Below are 20,836 nucleotides of genomic sequence, written 5' to 3'. Positions count from 1 at the left end.
TTTGAATAAGCAAATTGAACTACAAGATTTAGGCTTAAAAGATTATAAACAAACTTGGGATTACCAGGAAGCATTGTTTAAAGCCATTGTAGATACCAAAATTAAAAACAGGCGAGAAGAAGCAGGTTTGCAAACGAAGAATCATTTTTTGTTTGTAGAGCATCCGCATGTTTATACTCTAGGTAAAAGCGGCGATTTGTCTAATTTGCTTTTAAACGAAAAACAGCTTATTGAAAAAGGGGCTACTTTTTATAAAATTAACCGCGGAGGTGATATTACTTATCACGGCCCGGGGCAAGTTGTAGGGTATCCTATCTTAGATTTAGAAAACTTTTTTACAGACATACACAAGTACCTTCGGTTTTTAGAAGAAATGATTATACTAACTCTTGCAGAGTATGGTTTAAAAGCAGAACGCAGTAAGGGAGAAACGGGAGTATGGTTAGATGTAGGAACACCCTTTGCTCGTAAAATTTGTGCTATGGGAGTGAGAGCGAGTCGTTGGGTAACGATGCATGGTTTTGCACTAAATGTAAATGCTAACTTGGGGTATTTTGATAATATTATCCCCTGTGGTATTCGTGGTAAAGCTGTAACATCTTTAAATGTAGAGCTAGGTAAAAAAGAAGTCTCCATGGAAGACGTAAAGGAAAAACTTCTAAAACATTTTGTTAATCTGTTTGAAGCAGAATTTATAAGAGTTTAATATTTATAATCACACGGAAGTCTCCATACTTACCATATGATTATAAATATTAAAATCGATATCTTCTTGTCTATTTCCTAGTATTCCAATTAATTTACCTTTTATAGTTATATACTGAATTACAAACTCTAAATGGTTGCGCTTAATTTATAAGAATAGTGTTTAAATAAGAGCAATAATTAATCTTGTAATAGTTTAATTTGACTTTGATTTATTGTTAAGATATAGTTTCCTTCTTAAGCCATCTGGATTAAAAAGGTCTCGCATTCTTTTTTTCTGTCCAATGGTAAACATATACATGGACTCGTCATTCACATAATCCATAAAATTCATAAACATATCATTGCTACCACATGACTTTCGAGGATGAGTAGGGTTTCCAGAGTAAGATTCATATTGAGTTGGAGTATCGTCTACAAGATCTGAAGAATCGCACTTTCTTTGACCAGCATAAATGTGTAATAGGTTAAGCCAATGGCCAATTTCGTGGGTCGCTGTTCTGCCAAATTTATGTGCGGGGTGTAATGGAGGTAGCATTCCGAAAACTCTCGGATCCATCACTACACCATCTATTCTTGGGTCTGAACCTGGTGGATTGGCATAACCAGGAAGTGTTAACCTACCATTAGAAGTGCTATAATCTGCAATCCAAATATTTAAGTATTTGTCATTAGGCCAAGCATCTTGTCCACCTTTATCTGTAAAATATAACCTTAACTCTGTAATAGGTGTATCTCCTTCGATAGAGTGACCATCACTGGCGATAACATCACTTTCTGTTCTAATGATTCCCGTTGTAGCATTACCATTAGGATCGGTATCAGCAAGTTTGAATTCAATGCCCACGTCGGCTACTAAATGACTAAATTCATCAGGTGTTTTTAAATGATCAGGATTCTTTTTTCTAAAATCTTGATTTAATACATAAATTTGTGATTTGATTTTTTCATCACTAATGGTAAATGGATCAGGTTTATAATTAACCACATGTACCACTATAGGTATTGTGATTACTTCATCAAAAGGAACATCTTTTTCTTGAGGTTTTTCAATAGGAGGATTGTTATTAGGAGGGTTGTCATCTTTACTACAAGCAGAATGACATACAATAAAAATGATTATTGTTATTAATAAGGAATTTTTTTTATGGGGCATATTTTATCTAATTTGGGTTTGTATATTTAAGATGGAACAAGGTGTGTAAGGTTGCGCTAAACAGTCAGGGTTATTTATTCTGAATCTATTTTCTTCTCTATGTATGAGATTGTATCCAATTTTCATTTTCCAGAACATATTTCATCCCTTATAAAAAAAAGGGGGATTCCTTGTTCTCTTTCAAATTTTTTAAGGTGAAGTTTGCTAATAAACACACCCTGAATATCATTCATATCTCCAACAAACAATTCGGCACCTAGTCTTTTTAACTCTTGCGCGTTCGGACTGTTAATGTTTCTTATCATGGCTTTAACCTTAAAGCCAAGGTCTAATAATTCTTTTGCCGCTGGAATAGTGTTTAAATAAGAGCAATAATTAATCTTGTAATAGTTTAATTTGACTTATTGTTAAGATATAGTTTCCTTCTTAAGCCATCTGGATTAAAAAGGTCTCGTATTCTTCTTTTTTGTCCAATGGTAAACATATACATGGATTGATCATCTACTTTATCCATAAAGTTCATAAACATATCGTTGCTGTTACATGACTTTTGAGGGTGTGTTGGGTTTCCTACATAGTCAGATTTTTGATTAGGTGTGTCATCGACTAAGTCTCCTTTTTCACAACTACCATGTTCCCCGTATATATGAAACAAATTCAACCAGTGTCCAATTTCGTGCGTAGCCGTTCTACCTAAATTATATCTGGGGGCTAATGGAGGCAATGTTCCAAATACAGAGACTTCAACTATTATGCCATCTGTTCTTGGGTCCCCTCCTGGAAATTGAGCGCTGCCAAGAAAGGCTAGATTTCCATTACGATCCTTAACATCTCTAATCCAAATATTTAAATATTTATCACTAGGCCATGCATCCTGTCCGCCTTTTTCTGTAAAAAATACATCATCTTCCTCCAATTTGCGATCAGTTTCTGTTCTAACGATTCCCGTTGTAGCATTACCATTAGGATCTTTGGTTGCCAAATAAAACTCAATACCCACATCGGCTACTAAATGACTAAATTCATCAGGTGTTTTTAAATGATCAGGATTCTTTTTTCTAAAATCTTGATTTAATACATAAATTTGTGATTTGATTTTTTCATCACTAATGGTAAATGGATCAGGTTTATAATTAACCACATGTACCACTACAGGTATTGTGATTACTTCATCAAAAGGAACATCTTTTTCTTGAGGTTCTTCAATAGGAGGATTGTCATTAGGAGGGTTGTCATCTTTACTACAAGCAGAATGACATACAATAAAAATGATTATTGTTATTAATAAGGAAATTTTTTTATGGGGCATATTTTATCTAATTTAGGTTTGTATATTTAAGATGGAACAAGGTGTGTAAGGTTGCGCTAAACAGTCAGGGTTATTTATTCTGAATCTATTTTCTTCTCTATGCATGCGATTGTATCCAATTTTCATTTTCCAGAACATATTTCATCCCTTTTAAAAAAAAGGGGATTTCTTGTTCTCTTTCAAATTTTTTAAGGTGAGGTTTGCTAATAAACACACCATGAATATCATTCATATCTCCAACAAACAATTTGGCACCTAGTCTTTTTAACTCTTGCGCGTTCGGACTGTTAATGTTTCTTATCATCGCTTTAACCTTAAAGCCAAGGTCTAATAATTCTTTTGCTGCAGGAAATCCAGTATGACCGTTGGCTGTTGTAACTAAAATTTTAATGTTTTCCATAGTTTGATAATTTATTTGATGTTGTATCTGCAACATTTAAATTTTTAAAAAAAGATTAAATCAATTTGCTTTCAATATTTTCTATCATTTCCATACCCTCATCACCAAGTTTTTCATAAATAGTATCCATAGTTTGTTTCCAAAGGGGAATGAGTTTTAACACGATGTCTTCACCTTTTTTAGAGAGTTCTACCTGTGGATGATAATCATTACTTTTAATAATGTATCCTTTTTTTGAAAGTAAGGACATGTTTCTACTCATCGAAGATTTGTCTATTACCAGTTCTTTACCCAATAAACCTTGTTCAATTTTCCCTGAAACATGTAATGCAAATAACAATGTCATTTGATTCTCGGAAATATCATAGCCCTTTAAACATTTTCTAAACAAATGATCTGTTTGTCTAGATAAACGCCTTAATCGGGCTCCAACACATTGTTGTAATTCAAAATCCATTTAGCAAATGTAACTGATTCGAGTTGTATATGCAACACTTTAATGAGGTTTAACATTTTAATAGGTTTTTATACCTATGCTTTTTATAAACGTTATTTAATACTTTTCAGGAACAAAGGTCTGATAATTCATAGGTGGACGCACGTAACTCTCGTAATCGGGTAAATCAGGAAGATCTACGGGCTCTATATTCATTTTCTCGTATGGTATTTGACTCAACACATGACTAATACAATTTAATCGTGCTTTTTTCTTGTTGTCTGAGTTAACAACAAACCAAGGCACTTGTTTCGTATCAGTATGGGCAAACATATCGTCTTTTGCTTTTGAGTATTCTAGCCACCTGGAACGCGATTCTAGATCCATGGGACTAAATTTCCAGCGTTTTAATGGGTTTGAAATACGGTTTTTAAAACGCCTTTCTTGTTCTTCGTCGCCAACAGAAAACCAGTATTTTAAAAGTATAATACCAGAGCGAACAAGCATCCGTTCAAATTCAGGACATGAACGTAAAAATTCATCGTATTCTTCGTCGGTACAAAATCCCATTACCTTTTCTACACCAGCCCTGTTATACCAACTTCTGTCGAAAAGAATAATCTCTCCAGCAGCCGGTAAATATTTTACGTATCGCTGGAAATACCATTGGGTTTTTTCTTTTTCGGTAGGAACACCAAGTGCCACAACTTTACATATGCGGGGATTTAAAGGTTCTGTAAACCGCTTAATAGTACCGCCTTTACCCGAGGCATCTCTACCTTCAAAAACGATAACAACTTTTAAACCTTGTTTTTTTATCCATTCTTGCAAATGCACCAATTCTGTATGCAATTTGGCCAGTTCTTTGTCGTAGTTAAAATGCTTGTCTTTCATACTCAAAGTTAAAAATAAAACGAAGAATGCCTATCTCAATGTTTCGGTTGGTTAATCTTCGGCATTAAAGAACACTTTATAGTAATGCATTTTTTTCTCATCATCGTACCCACGTTCTAAATATTCTGCAGAAGCATCGGGTGCATCAATATCCAGTTTAATTTGTATGTTGGTATCTAATTTAATATCGGTTTTTATCTTTTTCTTTTCTTTGTTAAATACACGTTCGGAAACATCAAACTGATTTCTAAGAACTAGATTTTGTTCGCCTTCGTATTCTTTTTTATAATCTTCAAACTGCCTAATCTGTTTTTCTTCTTCAAAAATATCTTCTTTAAAACGTTCAACATTTACAACTTCATTTTCTTTAAAAAAGTCTACTGTTTTAGCCAAAAAGATATTTTGTTCCTGGACGCCATAGCTGTTTTTTATAACTTCTGTTGAGAATTCCTTGCAAAGCTCAATGTATTGCTGGGTATGGTTGTTGGCATCATCGGCATATTTAATATTTAAAAACTGATTAATCCAATATTGCGCATCATAGCTATTATTGTCTACACTTAAAATAATATTACCCTCGGTATCGCTCTGGTTTAAAATTAAGCAGCCTTTATCTAATTTTTTAGAGCTAATTCCATTTTGTACTAATACATCGTAACTCTTATTTTCCAAAAAAGTTTGAAAGAAATTAACCTTACTTTCTATTTTAAAAATACCGATGGCATTGGTAGTCATGTCCTGGTATTCAATACCCTCGAACAAGGCGACCAGTACATCGCCAGTTTTTATATTGGCCGAGGTAGATTGCTCGTATAAGTGAGTTACAATATGTTTTGAAACGTCTATAAAAGCATCTTCATCATTAAACAGCTGTGAGCTATAGTTGTTAATCTCGTTTAAAGCTATACTAGCATGATGATTAAACCGATAACTCTGCACGACACTACCAAATGGACGAAGCAAAAACGGAAGAATTAAATCGTAGCTAGCTTCGTCAAAATCGACAGTATTCTCAGAAAAGGCATTTTTAGTGTCGTTAAACTTGTTTCCAACTTTATGAATAATGAATTTTGAAATTGAAGCGTTTTTTCTTGAAATCATGTGTTGCTTTTTAAGTATGCAATACTATTAAAATAATTAGAATTAACTGTAAAAAAGAACGCCAAAGCTGTGACTTTGACGTTCTAGATTCGGGGACTTAACGATTTGGTTATCGTTATATGAATAAAATAAAGCAGCTATGTATTAACAAAATAATCACGCTTATTATTTAATATTCGCATTAAAAAATTGCTATAAGTTTTTTTGGTTTTTATCGTAAATAATTGATTAATAGCTGCCTTAAAGATAAAAATTAGTTTTTCATATACAAAAGATTTGCAGCAATAATATGTGTAAACAAACAGACGTAGGAAAAGTTTTCTTTTTGTGTTAAGAATTAGTTTATTTGATATAAGATAATGGAATTATCCTCCCCTTTACTTACAAACTCAAGATTTCTGTCTTTATCAATGTTGTCTAAAACAATTGGTGAGTTACCATAAACCGGAAAGTTGGGTAGTAATTTAGCCTGACTATCGTAAAGATGAATTTTATGAGCTTGTTTATCTGTTATAGCTACGTAGATTTTATCGTTGATATAAAAAAGGCGCGGTGCCGAGTAATCACCGTAATCAAGTTCTGTAGTCTTCCTTTTAATGGATAGTTTGTTTTCGTCAAACACAACGAGGCTTTTACTTGAAGTTTCTAAAAAATGCTTTTCAGACAAGTCTAAATCTTTAGTAGATACATTGCCTTTGGCATCTACAGTTATTAAATTCCCATCCGAACTTGTTGTCGTAAAATTGTTGTTATATAAGTAAATAGGTTGGTTAGAATACGAGTTAGCCGTTTTTGGTTTAACTCTGGTTTTCCCCGTTCTATCTAAAATATAAAGTTTGCTTTTGGTTTTAAATACAATATAGTCTTTAGTCCCAATTCTAAAATGTTTAGGCTCGCATGTAATAGTGTTGTTAGCAGATTTAAATGTAAAACCACTTACGGTTTGGCCTTTAACGTTATACATTAAAATACGTTTGCCTTGTGTAACCAATAACCTGTAGTTTTTGTTTTTGTCGTAGTCAAAAACAGCTAGAGGTTGTGTGATTTCGTCATTAAATCTAATAGGGAATGGCGTTACATCGTTACCATTTCTATCAATTACGTACAGTCTGTTTGGAGTTGTGAAAATTAGTTGTAATCGACCATTCTTATAAATGTCAATTTGTTTAACGCTTCCTAATATGGCACCTTGTATTTGTTTTTTCCAAAGAATTTTTCCTTTATTGGAAATTAGATATAAATTGTTGTTTATGTCTTGTACAACAATCTCTTTTTGTTTGGTAATATGATTCTTAACAAATTGCGGATTGGTTAAAATGTCTGTATCCAGTTTTATGTTTAGCTCTTCTGAAACTGAATTTAAAGATCCTTTTACTTTATTCTTTTTAATTACGCCATTTACATGGGCAAAATTGGTTTCATAAATACATTGCAATGCAGATGTATTGTAATCTGCTAGTTTATAATCCGAATTTTTTTTAAGGTTCTTATTTATAATGGTATTTAAAGAGGTTGGGGTTACCACTTGCATTAATGAAGAAGCATCACTTAAATTGTTTTTTATATCCTGAAAATAGTTTTTTTCGCTAAATGTTGTTTTGTTTTGATAGTTGGCAATAATGTTTTGAAGCATTTCGGTACTGCCGGCAAATACGAAAAAATTATCTAGAATACAGTATTTATTGGCTTTGTTGAATGATACCAATGGCGCGAATGTTTCTGTAAATAACGATGGGAGACTAAAACCAAAAATAGCAACACCTCTATAAGAACCTATTCTATTTTGTTCACTTAAAAGGGCATCTTTAGTAGCAATAACATCAATAGAGTTTAGTACAATAGCATGGTTTTTATCTTCATAAATAACGCCAACTTCAATAATATCATTAAAAAGCGTTGTTTTATTGACTATGGAATCTTTTTTGTTAAACCGGTCTAAATTGGTTTTAAAAATGTCGTAATCGTTAAAAGTAAAACTCATAAAACCATCACTATTAGAAGGTGTTATGTTTTGAATTTGATTTTCTTGAGGGATGGTGTTTTTAAAAATATTGATAAGGCTTTTTGATGAGTCTACAGCTTTAGTAACCCCATTAAAAAGAATTTCGTCCTGACTTATACTAACATCTGCGGCCACATAATTGGTAAACGGTTTATGTGAAAGCGAATCTTCAATAAACAGTGATTCTAAAAAAGTATTACCAGGTTTTAAAATGGTTGATAAGGTTTTGTCGTTACCAACTATGGCATATGTTTTCTCTAGTTCAGCATCAGTAGCAGTGTTATTATTAAAAAGAGCATTAATATTGTCTTTTGAAGAAGAAGCCACAAAAACACTATCTATTACCGTACTATAAAATGTGTTGTTGTTTAATGTAGATTTTGTTATTGTTTTGTTTTTATAAGCAAGCGTTTCCTCAATATAGTTTGGTAACGAGTCTGTTTTAAATAACTGTTTGTTATACTTTGTTATAATCGAGTATTGTAGGCTGTCCTTTAGGTCCTTAGACAAGCAAATTAAGATGTCGCTTGTAGGTTTTAAATACCATAAGTTGCCTAATGTGTTTTCTAATTTTTGGTACGAATCTGTGTTGGAAATCTTTTGTAAAAAATCACTATTGTCAATACTACTTTTTAAACTTTCAAGATTTGAAGTTTTTAAAACTACAGTAGCATTTTTGGGTACAAAGTCAATTAATTCTGAGCGATTTGTTTTGGTGTTAGAGCAGTTAAAGATCAATAAGAAAAGGAGGGAAAAACAAAAAAATCTCATAAAATAAATTAATTTATACAAACCTACATATTTTTCATTTTATAGTAGGTATAAAAGCTTAGCAAGTAACTCACTAAATATCTAATTTTAATTGTTCGGGTAAAAGTCTAAACGATTTTCTGTGGTACTTTGTTATACCATATTTTTCTATAGCAGCTCGATGCTCTTTAGTAGGGTAGCCTTTATTTTGTTTCCAATTATACATAGGATATTCTTTATGAATGGTATTCATATACATATCCCGATGTGTTTTTGCTAGAACCGATGCGGCTGCAATACTCAAATATTTCCCGTCACCTTTAATAATAGTCTCAAAAGGAATACCATTATAAGGTTTAAATTTATTGCCATCAACAATTATAAATTCTGGTTTTTTAGCTAACGAGTCTATAGATTTGTGCATGGCTAAAATAGAAGCATTCAAAATATTTATGCTATCAATTTCTTCTTGAAAGATATGTGCAACGCCAAATGTAAGCGCTTGAGTTTCGATAATTGGTTTTAAAATTTCCCTTTTCTTTTCGCTTAATTGCTTAGAATCGTTTAGTAAAGTATTTTCGAATTTTTTTGGTAAAATAACAGCCGCCGCAGTAACAGGGCCAGCCAAACAACCGCGTCCTGCTTCATCTGTACCACACTCTAAAGAATACTTGGAATGGTTTTTTAATAACATTTACATAAGAATATTGCCAAATTTATAATTTTACATACTAATTATTATGCATGCCTAATAAATTTATTCATTTTTATATGGATTTAACAGTTAGTATTGTTAAATATTCTTTTTAATACACTTATTTTTGATATATCTTCATGAAAATGGTTGTATTTTAAGGATTTGGTAATTTTAAAAAAGTAAAATTATTGCAATTTATTGCTTTTTTTATGAGTTTTTTTGCTTTTTTGATTTAATATTAAGATGTTTGCAACCGACTAACTCAAAATAAATATTTAAGTTCATCTTTTAAACAGATAACTAATATTTAAAAAGAAAGCCAGCATTTGTAGCTGGCTTTCTTTATTTTAAATATTTTCACTAAATTGTTTAAAGTTGACATTTGAAAAAATTGTAAAGAATAATGCAGTTGTACAGTTGTTTGTAGCTTATTACATCAAAAAAGATGGATTGATTTTTGGTTCTAGGCCATAGACATTTCTGAGGATAAATATTTTTTCGTTTTTTAGTAAACGAAAAGAATTTTTTGTTTTTATATACGAACAAAAGCTAACCTAAATCGTATACATCTGTTATAATTAATGAGTATTATAGAGGAAACAATACAAGAAGAGTCTGAAGAGGTTTGGATTAAATTTGTAAATGGAGATAAAAATGCATTTACATCCATTTATAATTTAAATGTAGATGCTTTGTTTTCGTATGGTATGAAACTAAACCCAGAAAAGGGTTTTGTAAAAGACTGTATTCAAGATGTTTTTTTAGACATTTACGAGCATAGAAAACAAATTTCAACCCCCAAGAATATAAGGTTTTATTTATTCAAGGCACTTAAACATACCATGTTTAGGGAGCTAAAAAAAGAACGGAAAAAAAGCCACTTGCCAGAACACGAAAATCTTTCCTTTATTACAGCCTATAATATTGAAACCAAGACCATCAGTACAGAAGTTGAAGAACATCAAAAAGAACTTGTTGCCAAAATAATCAAAGAGTTAACACCTAAGCAACAAGAAATACTCTACTTAAGGTTTACCAAAGGATTCAGTTACATCGAGATTTCAGAAATTATAAATATCAACCATAATTCTGTACGTAAACAAGTGTATAGGGTCATAAAAAAATTACGAAAAAATCCTATATTCAATACAACTACGAACTCTGGTGTGTATCTTCTTTTAATATTATCTCAGTTGTAAAAACTTAACGATTTATTTCAATTATTTTAAGTAAATCTGCTTTTTGTTTGCAGTGTTTGTGGGTGTTTGTAAGTTTTTATTAAAAAAAACTCAGAAAAAGTGTCCACAAAAATAAGAATTTGTACCCTATGAAAATAAAAGCAAGTTTATGGACCTTTATTCTAAATATATAGAAAATGATGCTTTCCTAAGTTGGGTATACAATCCAACACCAGAAACTAACCGTTTTTGGAAGGACTATATAGAGGAGAATCCCCAGGAAGAGGAAATTATTAATGTTTTAAAGGAAATTTTAATAGATATAAAAACTGAAGATGTTCGGTTGTCTGAAGAAGAAAAAGAAGAAGTATTTACTAAAATTTTAAATAAAATAGATACAAAGGATAAGTCCAATAAAGTATACAGCTTAGTAAAGAAAACATATAAATATGCAGCAATATTTGTGCTATTACTAGTGGGCACAGCGGTGATTATTAATAACAGCTATAAAAGATCCAACAATTTTATTTATGAAGAAATAAATGAGGTGTCTCTAGATTCTACTGCAAAAACAAATACACGATTGGTTATAGAAGCAGGAACCCCTTTATTAATACATGAAAAAAAATCAGTAATCGAATATACCAAACAGGGAAATGTTGTATTAAATGAAAGAGATACCATAAAGGTTGATATAAAGAATGAAGGAAAATCTTTACTTTTTAACAAATTAATTGTACCTTTTGGCAAACGAAGTAAAGTCATATTATCAGATGGTTCTGTGGTACACCTTAATGCAGGAACAAGGTTTGTGTTTCCTAAGGAGTTTGCCGAAGACGATCGAACAGTATTTCTTTCTGGAGAAGCTTTTTTCGAAGTAGCTACTAATAAAGAAAAGCCGTTTGTGGTAAAAACCATCGATGAAAAAATTTTAATAGAAGTGCTTGGAACAAAGTTTAACGTATCTGCTTACCCTATAGATCCAGAGATTCTAACGGTTTTAACCGAAGGTAAAGTTGTTGTTGTCGAGAAAAATATATTTAATACGCAAAGAGCAATTTTAAAACCTGGGCAATTAGCTTCCTGGAATAAAACCGAAAAACGTGTTAACATTAAATATGTTAATACAGATAACTACACATTATGGACTTCCGGACTATTGTACTTTGAGAGTGAATCAATAATGAATATTGTTAGAAAGATAGAACGCTTTTACAATGTGAAAATAGTTTTTGAGAACATAGCCGATGCAAAAAATATAAACGTAAGCGGAAAACTAGACCTAAATGACAACATAGAAAAAACCCTTGAAAATTTGACAACTACAACAAAATTTAAATTCGAAATAATAAATGACAAAAAATATGTATTGAAGTAAAAAAAAAGCGGAGAATGCGCCAACATTCTCCACCTAAAAAATAAACTGCTGTACAGGCAGTTTAATGTTTAATTAAAAACTTACTCAAATTTATGAAAAATAACCAAAATTTCTATGATTCCCTCTTGGATTTTAGAAACAAAACTCTATTTGTAATGAAGAGTCTCTCTGTCTTTTTAGTCCTATTTTCATTGTATTCTTTTTCAAACTCATATTCTCAGGGCAAGAAATTGAGAATAGACATTAAAAAGGCTACATTAATGAGGATGATTGAATCTATAGAAAACCAAAGTGAATTTGTATTTATTTACAGCGATGAAGTACTGCCTGAATTAAAAAAAGTCTTGGGCAACATTCAAATTAAAAATGAAACTATTAGTAAAGTTTTAGATAAAGTTGTAAATAAAGAAAAGCTTATCTACTCCATAAATGAACGCCAGATCATTTTAAATAAGAAAATAGAAGATCCGGATTCGAATGTCCAGCGGCAAATATCGGGAAATGTTACAGCGGCGACTGATGGATTGCCATTGCCGGGAGTTAATATAATAATAGAAGGCACTTCGCGAGGTGTTCAAACAGACTTTAATGGAAATTATGCTATCAATGCAACCGAAGGCGAAGTGCTAAAGGTGAGTTTTATTGGTATGATAACCAAATTTATAACCGTTGGTAGCAATACGGTTATCGATATCGTTATGGAAGAAGATTTTGCAGATTTAGATGAAGTCGTTATAACAGGATATCAAAATGTAAGAAGAGAGTTGTTTACAGGAGCTTCTCAAACCATTAAAGCCGAAGATATTAAGCTAGATGGAGTTGCCGATATCTCAAGAGCACTTGAAGGAAGAGCGGCCGGAGTAAGTGTGCAAAATGTAACAGGAACCTTTGGAGCTGCACCTAGAATTACAATAAGGGGATCTTCATCAATCTTGGGTGATACAAAACCTATCTGGATTATAGATGGTGTTATACAAGAAGAAATTGTAAATCTATCGGTTTCAGATTTGGTTTCAGGAGATCCAAATACCTTGCTTAGTTCTGCCGTAGCCGGATTGAATGCTACAGATATACAAAGTTTTGAGATTTTAAGAGATGCCTCTGCAACCGCTTTATACGGAGCAAGAGCCTTAAATGGTGTGGTAGTAATTACTACCAAATCTGGAAAGAAAAACCAAAAACCTACATTTAATTATGCAGCAGAATTTGCGGTAAGGGATTTACCAAGATATTCAAATTATGATTTGCTAAATTCTCAAGAAACAGTTTCTGTATATAGAGAAATGGAGTCTAAAGGATTTTTGGATTTACCTTCATCATTTCAAGGTAGATTTGGCGGGATATATAATATCATGTACCGAGCCATTAATACATACGACGAGAATACTGGGCAGTTTCAACTTCAAAACACACCAGAAGCAAGAGCCCAATTTTTACAACAATACGAGTTGGCCAATACAGATTGGTTTAAAACACTATTTAGAACAACACCTACCCAAACCCATACCTTAAGTTATTCTGGGGGTGGCGAAAACTCAACGTCTTACGCATCCTTGGGCTATTATACAGATGGAGGTTGGTCCATAGCAGATAGGGTGAGAAGAGTTACCGGTAACTTAAGAAATACGTATTATCTATCAGACAATAAGCTAAAAATCACAACGCAAATTCAAGGATCGATTAGAAACCAGTTAGCTCCAGGGACATTGGCTAGAGAAGAAGATGTTGTTTTTGGTTCGTTTACAAGAGATTTCGATATAAACCCATTTAGTTATTCCTTAAATACAAGTAGGGCTTTAAGACCAAGGGATAACAATGGTAATTTAGAATATTCGCGCTATAACTGGGCGCCCTTTAATATTTTAAATGAAATACAGAATAACAGCTTAGAACTTAATGTAGCAGATTTAAAATTTCAAGGTCAAGCAGAATACCAAATCAATGAAAATTTAAACTATAACTTCCTAGGATCTGCCAGATATGTTACTTCAAATGGAGAACAAGCTGCCACAGAAAATTCGAATGTAGCTGGAGCGTATAGGGCAGATGAAACTACCATTGTGCAAGACCAGAATACATTTTTGTTTACAGATCCAGACGAGCCTAACTCCAGACCAAGAGTTGTATTGCCAGTTGGGGGTATTTTAACAACAACAAAAAACACGCTTGTAACGTATACTTTTAGAAATACGCTCGATTATACCAGACGTTTTAACGATTCACACGGTATTAGAATTTATGGAGGTCAGGAATACAGGTATACAGACAGAAGCGAGAGTTCCAATACAGGTTACGGGTACCAGTTCTCAAGAGGAGGTACGGTATTTACAGATCCAGGTATTTTAAAGAAAGTTATTTTAGAAGGTAACGAGTACTTCTCATCCCAAGAAACAAGACAGCGGGAAGTATCTTTCTTTGCTAATGTAACCTACGATTTCGATAAGAAATATGTGCTAAATGTAACAGGTAATTACGAAGGGTCGAATAGGGCAGGTAAATCTTCAGATACGAGATGGCTACCAACTTACACTGTAGGAGCTAAGTGGAATATCGATAAAGAAGATTTTATTCAAAATTCCAATGTTATTTCCAGTTTGGCTTTCAGACCGAGTTACGGACTTGTAGCTTTATTAGCGGATAATGCGACTAACAACTTGGCAGTATTTAGAAATCAAATTACAGATAGACTGAATAATGACGATCGTGAAAACTTTATAGATATTGAAGACTTACAAAACAGCGAATTAACTTGGGAGAAAACCTTAGAATTAAACCTAGGTCTCGATGTAGGGTTCTTTAATAATAGAATCATGATGAATTTCGATGCCTATTTTAGAAAAGGTAAAGATTTAATAGACCTAATAAGAACAACCGGTATAGGTGGAGAGTCTCTCAAATTGGGGAATAATTCTGAGATGACTACAAATGGTGTAGAATTCCAATTAAATACAATAAATGTAGATACCGATGACTTTAGATGGAAAACAGGATTCAATATTTCGCATTTTAATCAAGAAGTAACCTCGCTAAAGCAAGAAGCAAATGTATTCGATTTAATTACAGGAACAGGTAGAGGTAATGCAGTCGGTTTTCCAAAAGGAGCCTTGTTCTCCTATAAATTCGAAGGACTCAACGAGTGGGGGTTACCTCAATTTTTAACAGATAATGAAGATTACGATCCAGACAGACCTTACGCTTTAATCAATTTTCAAGATACAGAAGACGCTCTGGATAATTTAGTATATGAAGGCGCAACAGAACCAAACCTTTCCGGAGGTTTAGCAAATAACTTTAAATACAAAAATTGGGATTTTAGCTTCTTTGTCTCTTTTTCAGCAGGTAATAAAATCAGGTTAAATCCAGCATATAGATCAGAGTACACAGATTTAGATGTATTCCCAAGAGAATTTGTGAATAGATGGTTAGTACCGGGAGATGAAAATATTACAGATATCCCAGTAATACCATCGAAATCCTTATTGCAGTCTTATGGCGATACAAGTTTACAGATCGCTTACAATGCCTATAATTACTCAACAGCCCGTGTGGCAGATGGAGGCTTTGTTAGAATGAAAAATATAACGCTAGGCTATAGCTTAGATAGACGAACCATAGATAAATTAGGATTGTCAAACTTTAGAATGAGTTTACAAAGTACAAACCCATTCTTAATTTACTCCGATTCCAAACTTGGAGGACAAGATCCGGAATTTTTTAGATCGGGAGGAGTGGCATATCCAATATCCAGACTGTTTACATTCTCTTTAAACATTGGATTTTAATAATATATACTATGAAAAACATGAAATTTAATATAATAAAAGCAGTAGTGGTGTTTTTAATAGTATCATCATGTAATGATATTTTAGATGAAACACCCGATAATAGAACAACCATAGATTCTGTTGAAAAAATAGCAGAATTATTAGTAGGAGCCTATCCCGAAGCAGGCTATGTGTCATTTTTAGAGCCAATGTCCGATAATGCAGGAGATAAAGGTACCAGTGCTACTTCAGAGTTTCGGATAAATGAAGAAATGTATTTCTGGAGAGATTTAGACGATACCGATATAGATACACCAACAAACTATTGGAACGATGCATATGCAGCAATAGCACAAGCAAACCAAGCATTATTATCTATAGAGGAGTTGGGTGGAGGATCGGAGTTAAATGCTTTAAAAGGAGAAGCCTTATTGTGCAGAGCCTATGCGCATTTTATGTTAGTAACCATTTTTTCTAAAGCCTATAACACTACAACCGCAAGGACAGATTTAGGAATACCTTATGTAACAGAACCAGAAACAGTATTGCTGGGTGATTATCAAAGAGGCAATGTTGCCGATGTGTACGCAAGCATACAAAAAGATATAGAAGCAGGGTTGCCCCTAATTACCGATAACTATGATGTTCCAGCATTTCACTTTACCAAAAAAGCAGCAAATGCATTTGCATCGCGTTTTTACTTAGTTATTGGTGACTGGCAGAAAGTAATTACGACAAGCACAGCAGCTTTAGCAGGAGGTAATGAAGCTAACGAATTGAGAAATATGCTCTTAGCAACTACCTTAACTTTTCAAGACCAAGTAGCATTATATATGTCTTCAACCGTGCAGCCGGCAAATTTGTTGTTGGTTTCCGGGAACTCAAGATATAATAGAATAGAAGGTGTAGCCAGATATCAATTAACCTCAAACATATCAAACGAATTATTTGGTAGTAATATTACAGGTAAGGGCTGGAGTTACGATATCTTTACAAGAGGAGGAAGCAGTAACAGGTTAACACCTAAGTATCAAGAGTATTTTAGGTTTACTAATCAAGCAGCTGGAATAGGTATCCCTTTTGTAACCTATGTACTTCTATCTACAGACGAGGCACTGCTTAATCGAGCAGAAGCTCATGCTATGTTAGGGCAACTGGACGAGGCGGCAGCAGATATTAATACCTCATTATCGTTAAAAACTAGTGGGTACGATCCTGCTACGGATGAATTATCAGCGGCCGACATAGCAACCATTTACGGAGTTGTAGACCCCACATTATATACACCATTTTATGCCATTCCAAGTGAAGCGCTTCCAATAGTAAGTGCTATACTAGATATGAGAAGAACAATATTCTACAATGAAGGCTTAAGATGGTTCGATATTAAAAGGCATGATATTGCTGTTGAACATTTAGACTTTTTTGGTAACAGTTCGCTTTTACCAAAAAGTGATGACAGGAGAGCTATTCAAATTCCAGAAGCAGCTCAATCATTTGGTATTCAGAAAAATCCAAGGTAGTAGAAACAGTCATGATTAAAAATTTTAATACGATGAAAAAATATTTTATTATAACGCTAATTTCTATAGCACTTACAGGATTGGTGGCTTGTAGCGATAGCTCTAATAGTGTAGGGAAAAGTCAAATAGATACAACTCCGCCAATTCTAAATGATTTAGATATTTGGTTAAGAAGCAATTTCGTATCACCATATAATATAGAAATACTATATAAATGGGATATCAACGATACCGATGTTGATAGATTTATACATCCGCCATTTGAGGAAAGTGTAAGACCTATGGCAGAAGCATTGCAAAAAGCATGGATAGAACCATATACGGCATTAGGAGGCGAAAATTTTATAAAAAACATTGCACCTCGCCAATTTACCTTTGCAGGTGGTTTTAATTTTGACCCAGATACGCCGACCAGAATACTAGGTATAGCAGAAGCTGGATCGAAAATTACACTCTTCGATCTCGATTTTTTAGACTTCACGGATATTAATAGTATTAAACAGCCTTTAAAAACGGTACAACATGAATACGCCCATATTTTAAATCAAAATATTCCTTTCGATATAATCTATGGTCAAATAAATCCAGAGAATTATAATGCGAATTGGTTTAATAGAAGTGATGCACAAGCTAGAGAATTGGGTTATATCACGGCCTATGCGTCTAGTCAGTCAGGAGAGGATTTTGTCGAAATGGTTTCCGAGATGTTAACCAATTCAAAAGCAGATTTTGATGCTATTGTAGATGGTATTGTTAGTGATGAAGCAAGGGCAATAATAAGATTAAAAGAGTCTATTGTGGTAGAGTATTATCAAACCAACTTTGGAATTGATATTTATGAATTACAGGCACTAACAGATGCAGCGACACAAGAACTAGTAAATTAAAAAAAAGTATGAAAAGAATATATATAAATTATTGGATAATCTGTTTAATGTTTGTTGGGGTGCTTTCGTGTAGCGATGATGATAGCGAAACGCTTTTTTCAGAAACACCCACAGAAAGAATAGAGCAAAGAAACAGTGAATTATTAAACCTACTTTTATCTCAAGACCAGGGGTATAAAGGTGTTTATTTTACGAAAAATGATCAGTTTGGAGGGTTTACCTTTTATATGAAATTCAATACGGACGGAACCGTGCAGATGACATCAGATTTTAATTCTGAAACGGATATTATATCGTCATCCTACGAAGTTCGTTTAGGTACCTCTACAGAATTGGTTTTTACAACCAGAAATCATATTCAAAAAGTAAGTGAAACATCTTTTGGAGATACTGATGGATTTAGAGGTACATCTGTTTTTCAATATTTTTCAAACGATAATGGTATTATAACATTCAGGGATGTTAGAAATAGGGATGCCGGCTTTTTAACTTTAGAGCCAACAGGTTTCACAAACTTTACAACAGAAAGTGTTGTTAAGGCCCAAGCTTCTCTAGCCCAACGTGAAAATATATTGCCCACACCAACAACTTCCGTTTTTCAGGTGCTAAGAATAGAAAACGGTAATGGAATTTCTAACTTTAATCTTAATTATGACCCTGCAAACCTTTTTGCCTCACCAAGAATAACATCAGATGATGGTAGCGTTACGGAGTTTAATTTTGGAATAGCATTTACAGAAGACGGTTTGGTAATTAGTCCGGCCTTGGAATTTGAAGGGGAAACCTATGTGAATTTTGTTTATGACGCGGCAACGTCAAGTTATGTTTCTTCGGTAAATGGTACCACAGCTACAATGTTATTTAGTAACGATCCAGCATTTATAGATAGAGATTTTGAAGCGCTACCAGATTTGGGACCAAGAGGGTTTCTATACCGTCCTAGATTAGGAAGTAACCCCTTAACCAGTATAGGGTTTGATGCTCTTATAGGTGAGATAAGTGCTAATTTTGCTGGGGGTGGTTTAGGAGCTTGGTCAGTTAATGATGTTCAGTTTGTGGTTGATTTTCAAAGTGACAATTGCGATACCTTTTTATTCATTCAATTATTAAGAGAGGCAGATGGAGCTGCCTTTAACTCATTTTATTGTTTCGAGAAAGGAGTTCTTAACGATAGGAAGTTATTTCTAACTTATACAGGACCAACTCCAGGTAATTCAGAATTTTTTGAGCCATTAGTGATGCCGTTAATAGATTTCTTTAACAGTTCAGAAGGATTAATCTACACAGACGAAGGTGCGTTTACATCCAACTTATCTAGTTTCTCTAATAAAGCAGGAACATTTACAAGTGCAGAAAATCCGGCGCTTAGAGTGTATGGACTATGGTTTAGCTAGTCTGGTATAAAATATTGGTATATATTAAGAAGAGGGTATCTAGAAAGTATAATATAATTTGATTGGTTAGTCTTAGCGCAGCTAAAGGTACTATTAAACTATAGGTTTACAATGCTTTTCAACTGCAGTTTTTTAACATAAGTATTAAGCTCACTTTTTAGGCCCTCTTCGTATTTTTTTAATAATATATACATCGTAATAAATAATTTTTTCATTTTACAACGTTATCATATTTTGTATTTACATTTGCACTGTTTATATATAATTTATGAAGAAATTACTTTTAGCCTTTTTCTCAATATCTCTTTTTAGTCAATTAACAGCTCAAGTGGCTCCTAAGAATTCCGGAATAACACCTCCAAGAACTCAATCTTTAAAAGCATCGGATACAATTACGGGGGGGGCAGGAAAAAAAAGCTCTAAAGATAAAAAAGCTAAAATTCAAGATTACCTAATAATCTCTCGCGAAAATGATACGACTTTTGTAGATACAACCTTAACAATTCAAAAAGAATATAAATTTAATTATCTGCGAAGAGACAATTTTGGTTTAATGCCGTTTTCAAACTTAGGGCAAACCTATAATAGTTTAACTTATAATTTTCGGAATACGGGATTAATGCCCATTTTTGGCGCACGGGCAAGACACTTCAATTATATGGAAATTGAAGATATTAATTACTATAGAGTGCCAACTCCGTTAACAGAATTGTTTTTTAAAACAGCTTTTGAACAAGGACAATTAGTCGATGCGTTTTTTACAGTAAACACGTCTCCAAGACTTAATTTTTCAGTAGCCTATAAAGGATTACGGTCTTTAGGTAAATACCAGAACATATTAACTAGTACAGGTAATTTTAGATTTACGACGAACTATAGAACAAAGGATAACCGATATAATATTAGGGGGCATATAGTAATGCAAGATTTGCTTAATGAAGAGAATGGAGGACTTTTAGATGATCCGAGTATTGAGAATTTTGAAACAGGATCGGAAGAATTTTTAGAACGGTCGTTTTTAGAAGTGAATTTTCAAGATGCCGAGAATATAATAAAAGGAAAGCGATTTCATTTGGAGCACGATTATAAAATTGTAAAGAAGAAAGATACGTTGTCAAAAAACAAGCTTAGTTTAGGTCATATCATGTCGTTTGAAGATAAATACTATCAATATGATCAAACAGCAGCAAACACATTTTTTGGAGAATCCTACAGATCTAGAAACCTTAGAGACCGAGCTACACTCGAAAATTTTTACAATC

At 33.1% G+C, this 20,836-nt stretch carries 17 protein-coding genes (1 of these 17 cut by a window edge); 8 read left to right on the top strand and 9 right to left on the bottom strand.

The window, feature by feature from the left end:
- Position 1 precedes the first annotated feature (1 nt).
- The gene (gene lipB, locus C1H87_RS07870) at positions 2-706 is read left to right on the top strand and encodes a lipoyl(octanoyl) transferase LipB (protein ID WP_102755284.1); all 705 of its coding nucleotides are present in this window, start codon (positions 2-4) and stop codon (positions 704-706) included.
- A 195-nt stretch (positions 707-901) separates the two neighbouring features.
- On the opposite strand, the gene C1H87_RS07865 is transcribed toward lipB, so the two are convergent.
- The 9 genes from C1H87_RS07865 to C1H87_RS07825 form a co-directional block, all read right to left on the bottom strand.
- Entirely contained in the window at positions 902-1,861 is a 960-nt protein-coding gene (locus C1H87_RS07865; RefSeq protein ID WP_102755283.1) for a M43 family zinc metalloprotease, read from the bottom strand.
- A 122-nt stretch (positions 1,862-1,983) separates the two neighbouring features.
- A complete protein-coding gene (locus C1H87_RS07860) occupies positions 1,984-2,166 on the bottom strand; it encodes a hypothetical protein (RefSeq protein WP_102755282.1) in 183 nt (60 codons plus the stop codon).
- Positions 2,167-2,252: 86 nt separating this feature from the next.
- Positions 2,253-3,170, bottom strand: coding sequence for a zinc metalloprotease (locus tag C1H87_RS07855; RefSeq protein ID WP_102755281.1), 918 nt, complete (start codon positions 3,168-3,170; stop codon positions 2,253-2,255).
- A 97-nt stretch (positions 3,171-3,267) separates the two neighbouring features.
- On the bottom strand, positions 3,268-3,570 hold the full coding sequence (locus C1H87_RS07850; protein WP_158655156.1) for an NmrA family NAD(P)-binding protein: 303 nt from the start codon (positions 3,568-3,570) through the stop codon (positions 3,268-3,270).
- 55 nt (positions 3,571-3,625) lie between these two features.
- Positions 3,626-4,027 (bottom strand): MarR family winged helix-turn-helix transcriptional regulator, encoded by a 402-nt coding sequence (locus C1H87_RS07845; protein ID WP_102755279.1) that lies wholly within the window; start codon positions 4,025-4,027, stop codon positions 3,626-3,628.
- Between the two features lie 96 nt (positions 4,028-4,123).
- Positions 4,124-4,900, bottom strand: a complete 777-nt coding sequence (ppk2, locus tag C1H87_RS07840) for a polyphosphate kinase 2 (RefSeq protein WP_102755278.1) — start codon at positions 4,898-4,900, stop codon at positions 4,124-4,126.
- Between the two features lie 51 nt (positions 4,901-4,951).
- Positions 4,952-6,001, bottom strand: coding sequence for a nucleoid-associated protein (locus tag C1H87_RS07835; protein WP_102755277.1), 1,050 nt, complete (start codon positions 5,999-6,001; stop codon positions 4,952-4,954).
- Between the two features lie 337 nt (positions 6,002-6,338).
- Positions 6,339-8,774 carry a ribonuclease HII gene (locus C1H87_RS07830; RefSeq protein WP_102755276.1) on the bottom strand — a complete coding sequence of 812 codons (2,436 nt, stop codon included), beginning with the start codon at positions 8,772-8,774 and terminating at the stop codon, positions 6,339-6,341.
- A 73-nt stretch (positions 8,775-8,847) separates the two neighbouring features.
- Positions 8,848-9,447 (bottom strand): ribonuclease HII, encoded by a 600-nt coding sequence (locus C1H87_RS07825; RefSeq protein WP_102755275.1) that lies wholly within the window; start codon positions 9,445-9,447, stop codon positions 8,848-8,850.
- Between the two features lie 584 nt (positions 9,448-10,031).
- Between C1H87_RS07825 and C1H87_RS07820 the strand changes: the two genes are divergently transcribed.
- The 7 genes from C1H87_RS07820 to C1H87_RS07790 form a co-directional block, all read left to right on the top strand.
- A complete protein-coding gene (locus tag C1H87_RS07820) occupies positions 10,032-10,649 on the top strand; it encodes an RNA polymerase sigma factor (RefSeq protein WP_102755274.1) in 618 nt (205 codons plus the stop codon).
- A 148-nt stretch (positions 10,650-10,797) separates the two neighbouring features.
- Positions 10,798-12,006: a FecR family protein gene (locus C1H87_RS07815; protein WP_102755273.1), complete on the top strand. Its 1,209-nt coding sequence runs from the start codon at positions 10,798-10,800 to the stop codon at positions 12,004-12,006.
- Positions 12,007-12,266: 260 nt separating this feature from the next.
- Positions 12,267-15,788 (top strand): SusC/RagA family TonB-linked outer membrane protein, encoded by a 3,522-nt coding sequence (locus tag C1H87_RS07810; protein ID WP_233783391.1) that lies wholly within the window; start codon positions 12,267-12,269, stop codon positions 15,786-15,788.
- 11 nt (positions 15,789-15,799) lie between these two features.
- Entirely contained in the window at positions 15,800-17,293 is a 1,494-nt protein-coding gene (locus tag C1H87_RS07805; protein ID WP_233783389.1) for a RagB/SusD family nutrient uptake outer membrane protein, read from the top strand.
- Between the two features lie 32 nt (positions 17,294-17,325).
- Positions 17,326-18,180, top strand: coding sequence for a substrate import-associated zinc metallohydrolase lipoprotein (locus C1H87_RS07800; RefSeq protein WP_158655155.1), 855 nt, complete (start codon positions 17,326-17,328; stop codon positions 18,178-18,180).
- Positions 18,181-18,188: 8 nt separating this feature from the next.
- Complete coding sequence (locus tag C1H87_RS07795) at positions 18,189-19,574, top strand: DUF4302 domain-containing protein (RefSeq protein ID WP_102755270.1); 1,386 nt, start codon at positions 18,189-18,191, stop codon at positions 19,572-19,574.
- A 268-nt stretch (positions 19,575-19,842) separates the two neighbouring features.
- A protein-coding gene (locus C1H87_RS07790) for a putative porin (protein WP_102755269.1) crosses the window boundary here: on the top strand, positions 19,843-20,836 show its 5' portion. It continues 971 nt past the right edge of the window; only the first 994 of its 1,965 coding nucleotides appear in the window; it begins with the start codon at positions 19,843-19,845; the stop codon falls past the right edge of the window.

The sequence above is a fragment of the Flavivirga eckloniae genome (assembly GCF_002886045.1).
Classification (GTDB): Bacteria; Bacteroidota; Bacteroidia; order Flavobacteriales; family Flavobacteriaceae; genus Flavivirga; species Flavivirga eckloniae.
This window is presented reverse-complemented; position numbering and strand designations above follow the sequence as displayed.

Excerpts from the sequence above, each read along its gene's own strand:
- C1H87_RS07865 (WP_102755283.1), bottom strand. The coding sequence starts at position 1,861 with ATGCCCCATAAAAAAAATTCCTTATTAATAACAATAATCATTTTTATT.
- C1H87_RS07860 (WP_102755282.1), bottom strand. The coding sequence starts at position 2,166 with ATGATAAGAAACATTAACAGTCCGAACGCGCAAGAGTTAAAAAGACTA.
- C1H87_RS07855 (WP_102755281.1), bottom strand. The coding sequence starts at position 3,170 with ATGCCCCATAAAAAAATTTCCTTATTAATAACAATAATCATTTTTATT.
- C1H87_RS07850 (WP_158655156.1), bottom strand. The coding sequence starts at position 3,570 with ATGGAAAACATTAAAATTTTAGTTACAACAGCCAACGGTCATACTGGA.
- C1H87_RS07845 (WP_102755279.1), bottom strand. The coding sequence starts at position 4,027 with ATGGATTTTGAATTACAACAATGTGTTGGAGCCCGATTAAGGCGTTTA.
- ppk2 (WP_102755278.1), bottom strand. The coding sequence starts at position 4,900 with ATGAAAGACAAGCATTTTAACTACGACAAAGAACTGGCCAAATTGCAT.
- C1H87_RS07835 (WP_102755277.1), bottom strand. The coding sequence starts at position 6,001 with ATGATTTCAAGAAAAAACGCTTCAATTTCAAAATTCATTATTCATAAA.
- C1H87_RS07830 (WP_102755276.1), bottom strand. The coding sequence starts at position 8,774 with ATGAGATTTTTTTGTTTTTCCCTCCTTTTCTTATTGATCTTTAACTGC.
- C1H87_RS07825 (WP_102755275.1), bottom strand. The coding sequence starts at position 9,447 with ATGTTATTAAAAAACCATTCCAAGTATTCTTTAGAGTGTGGTACAGAT.
- C1H87_RS07820 (WP_102755274.1), top strand. The coding sequence starts at position 10,032 with ATGAGTATTATAGAGGAAACAATACAAGAAGAGTCTGAAGAGGTTTGG.
- C1H87_RS07815 (WP_102755273.1), top strand. The coding sequence starts at position 10,798 with ATGGACCTTTATTCTAAATATATAGAAAATGATGCTTTCCTAAGTTGG.
- C1H87_RS07810 (WP_233783391.1), top strand. The coding sequence starts at position 12,267 with ATGAGGATGATTGAATCTATAGAAAACCAAAGTGAATTTGTATTTATT.
- C1H87_RS07805 (WP_233783389.1), top strand. The coding sequence starts at position 15,800 with ATGAAAAACATGAAATTTAATATAATAAAAGCAGTAGTGGTGTTTTTA.
- C1H87_RS07800 (WP_158655155.1), top strand. The coding sequence starts at position 17,326 with ATGAAAAAATATTTTATTATAACGCTAATTTCTATAGCACTTACAGGA.
- C1H87_RS07795 (WP_102755270.1), top strand. The coding sequence starts at position 18,189 with ATGAAAAGAATATATATAAATTATTGGATAATCTGTTTAATGTTTGTT.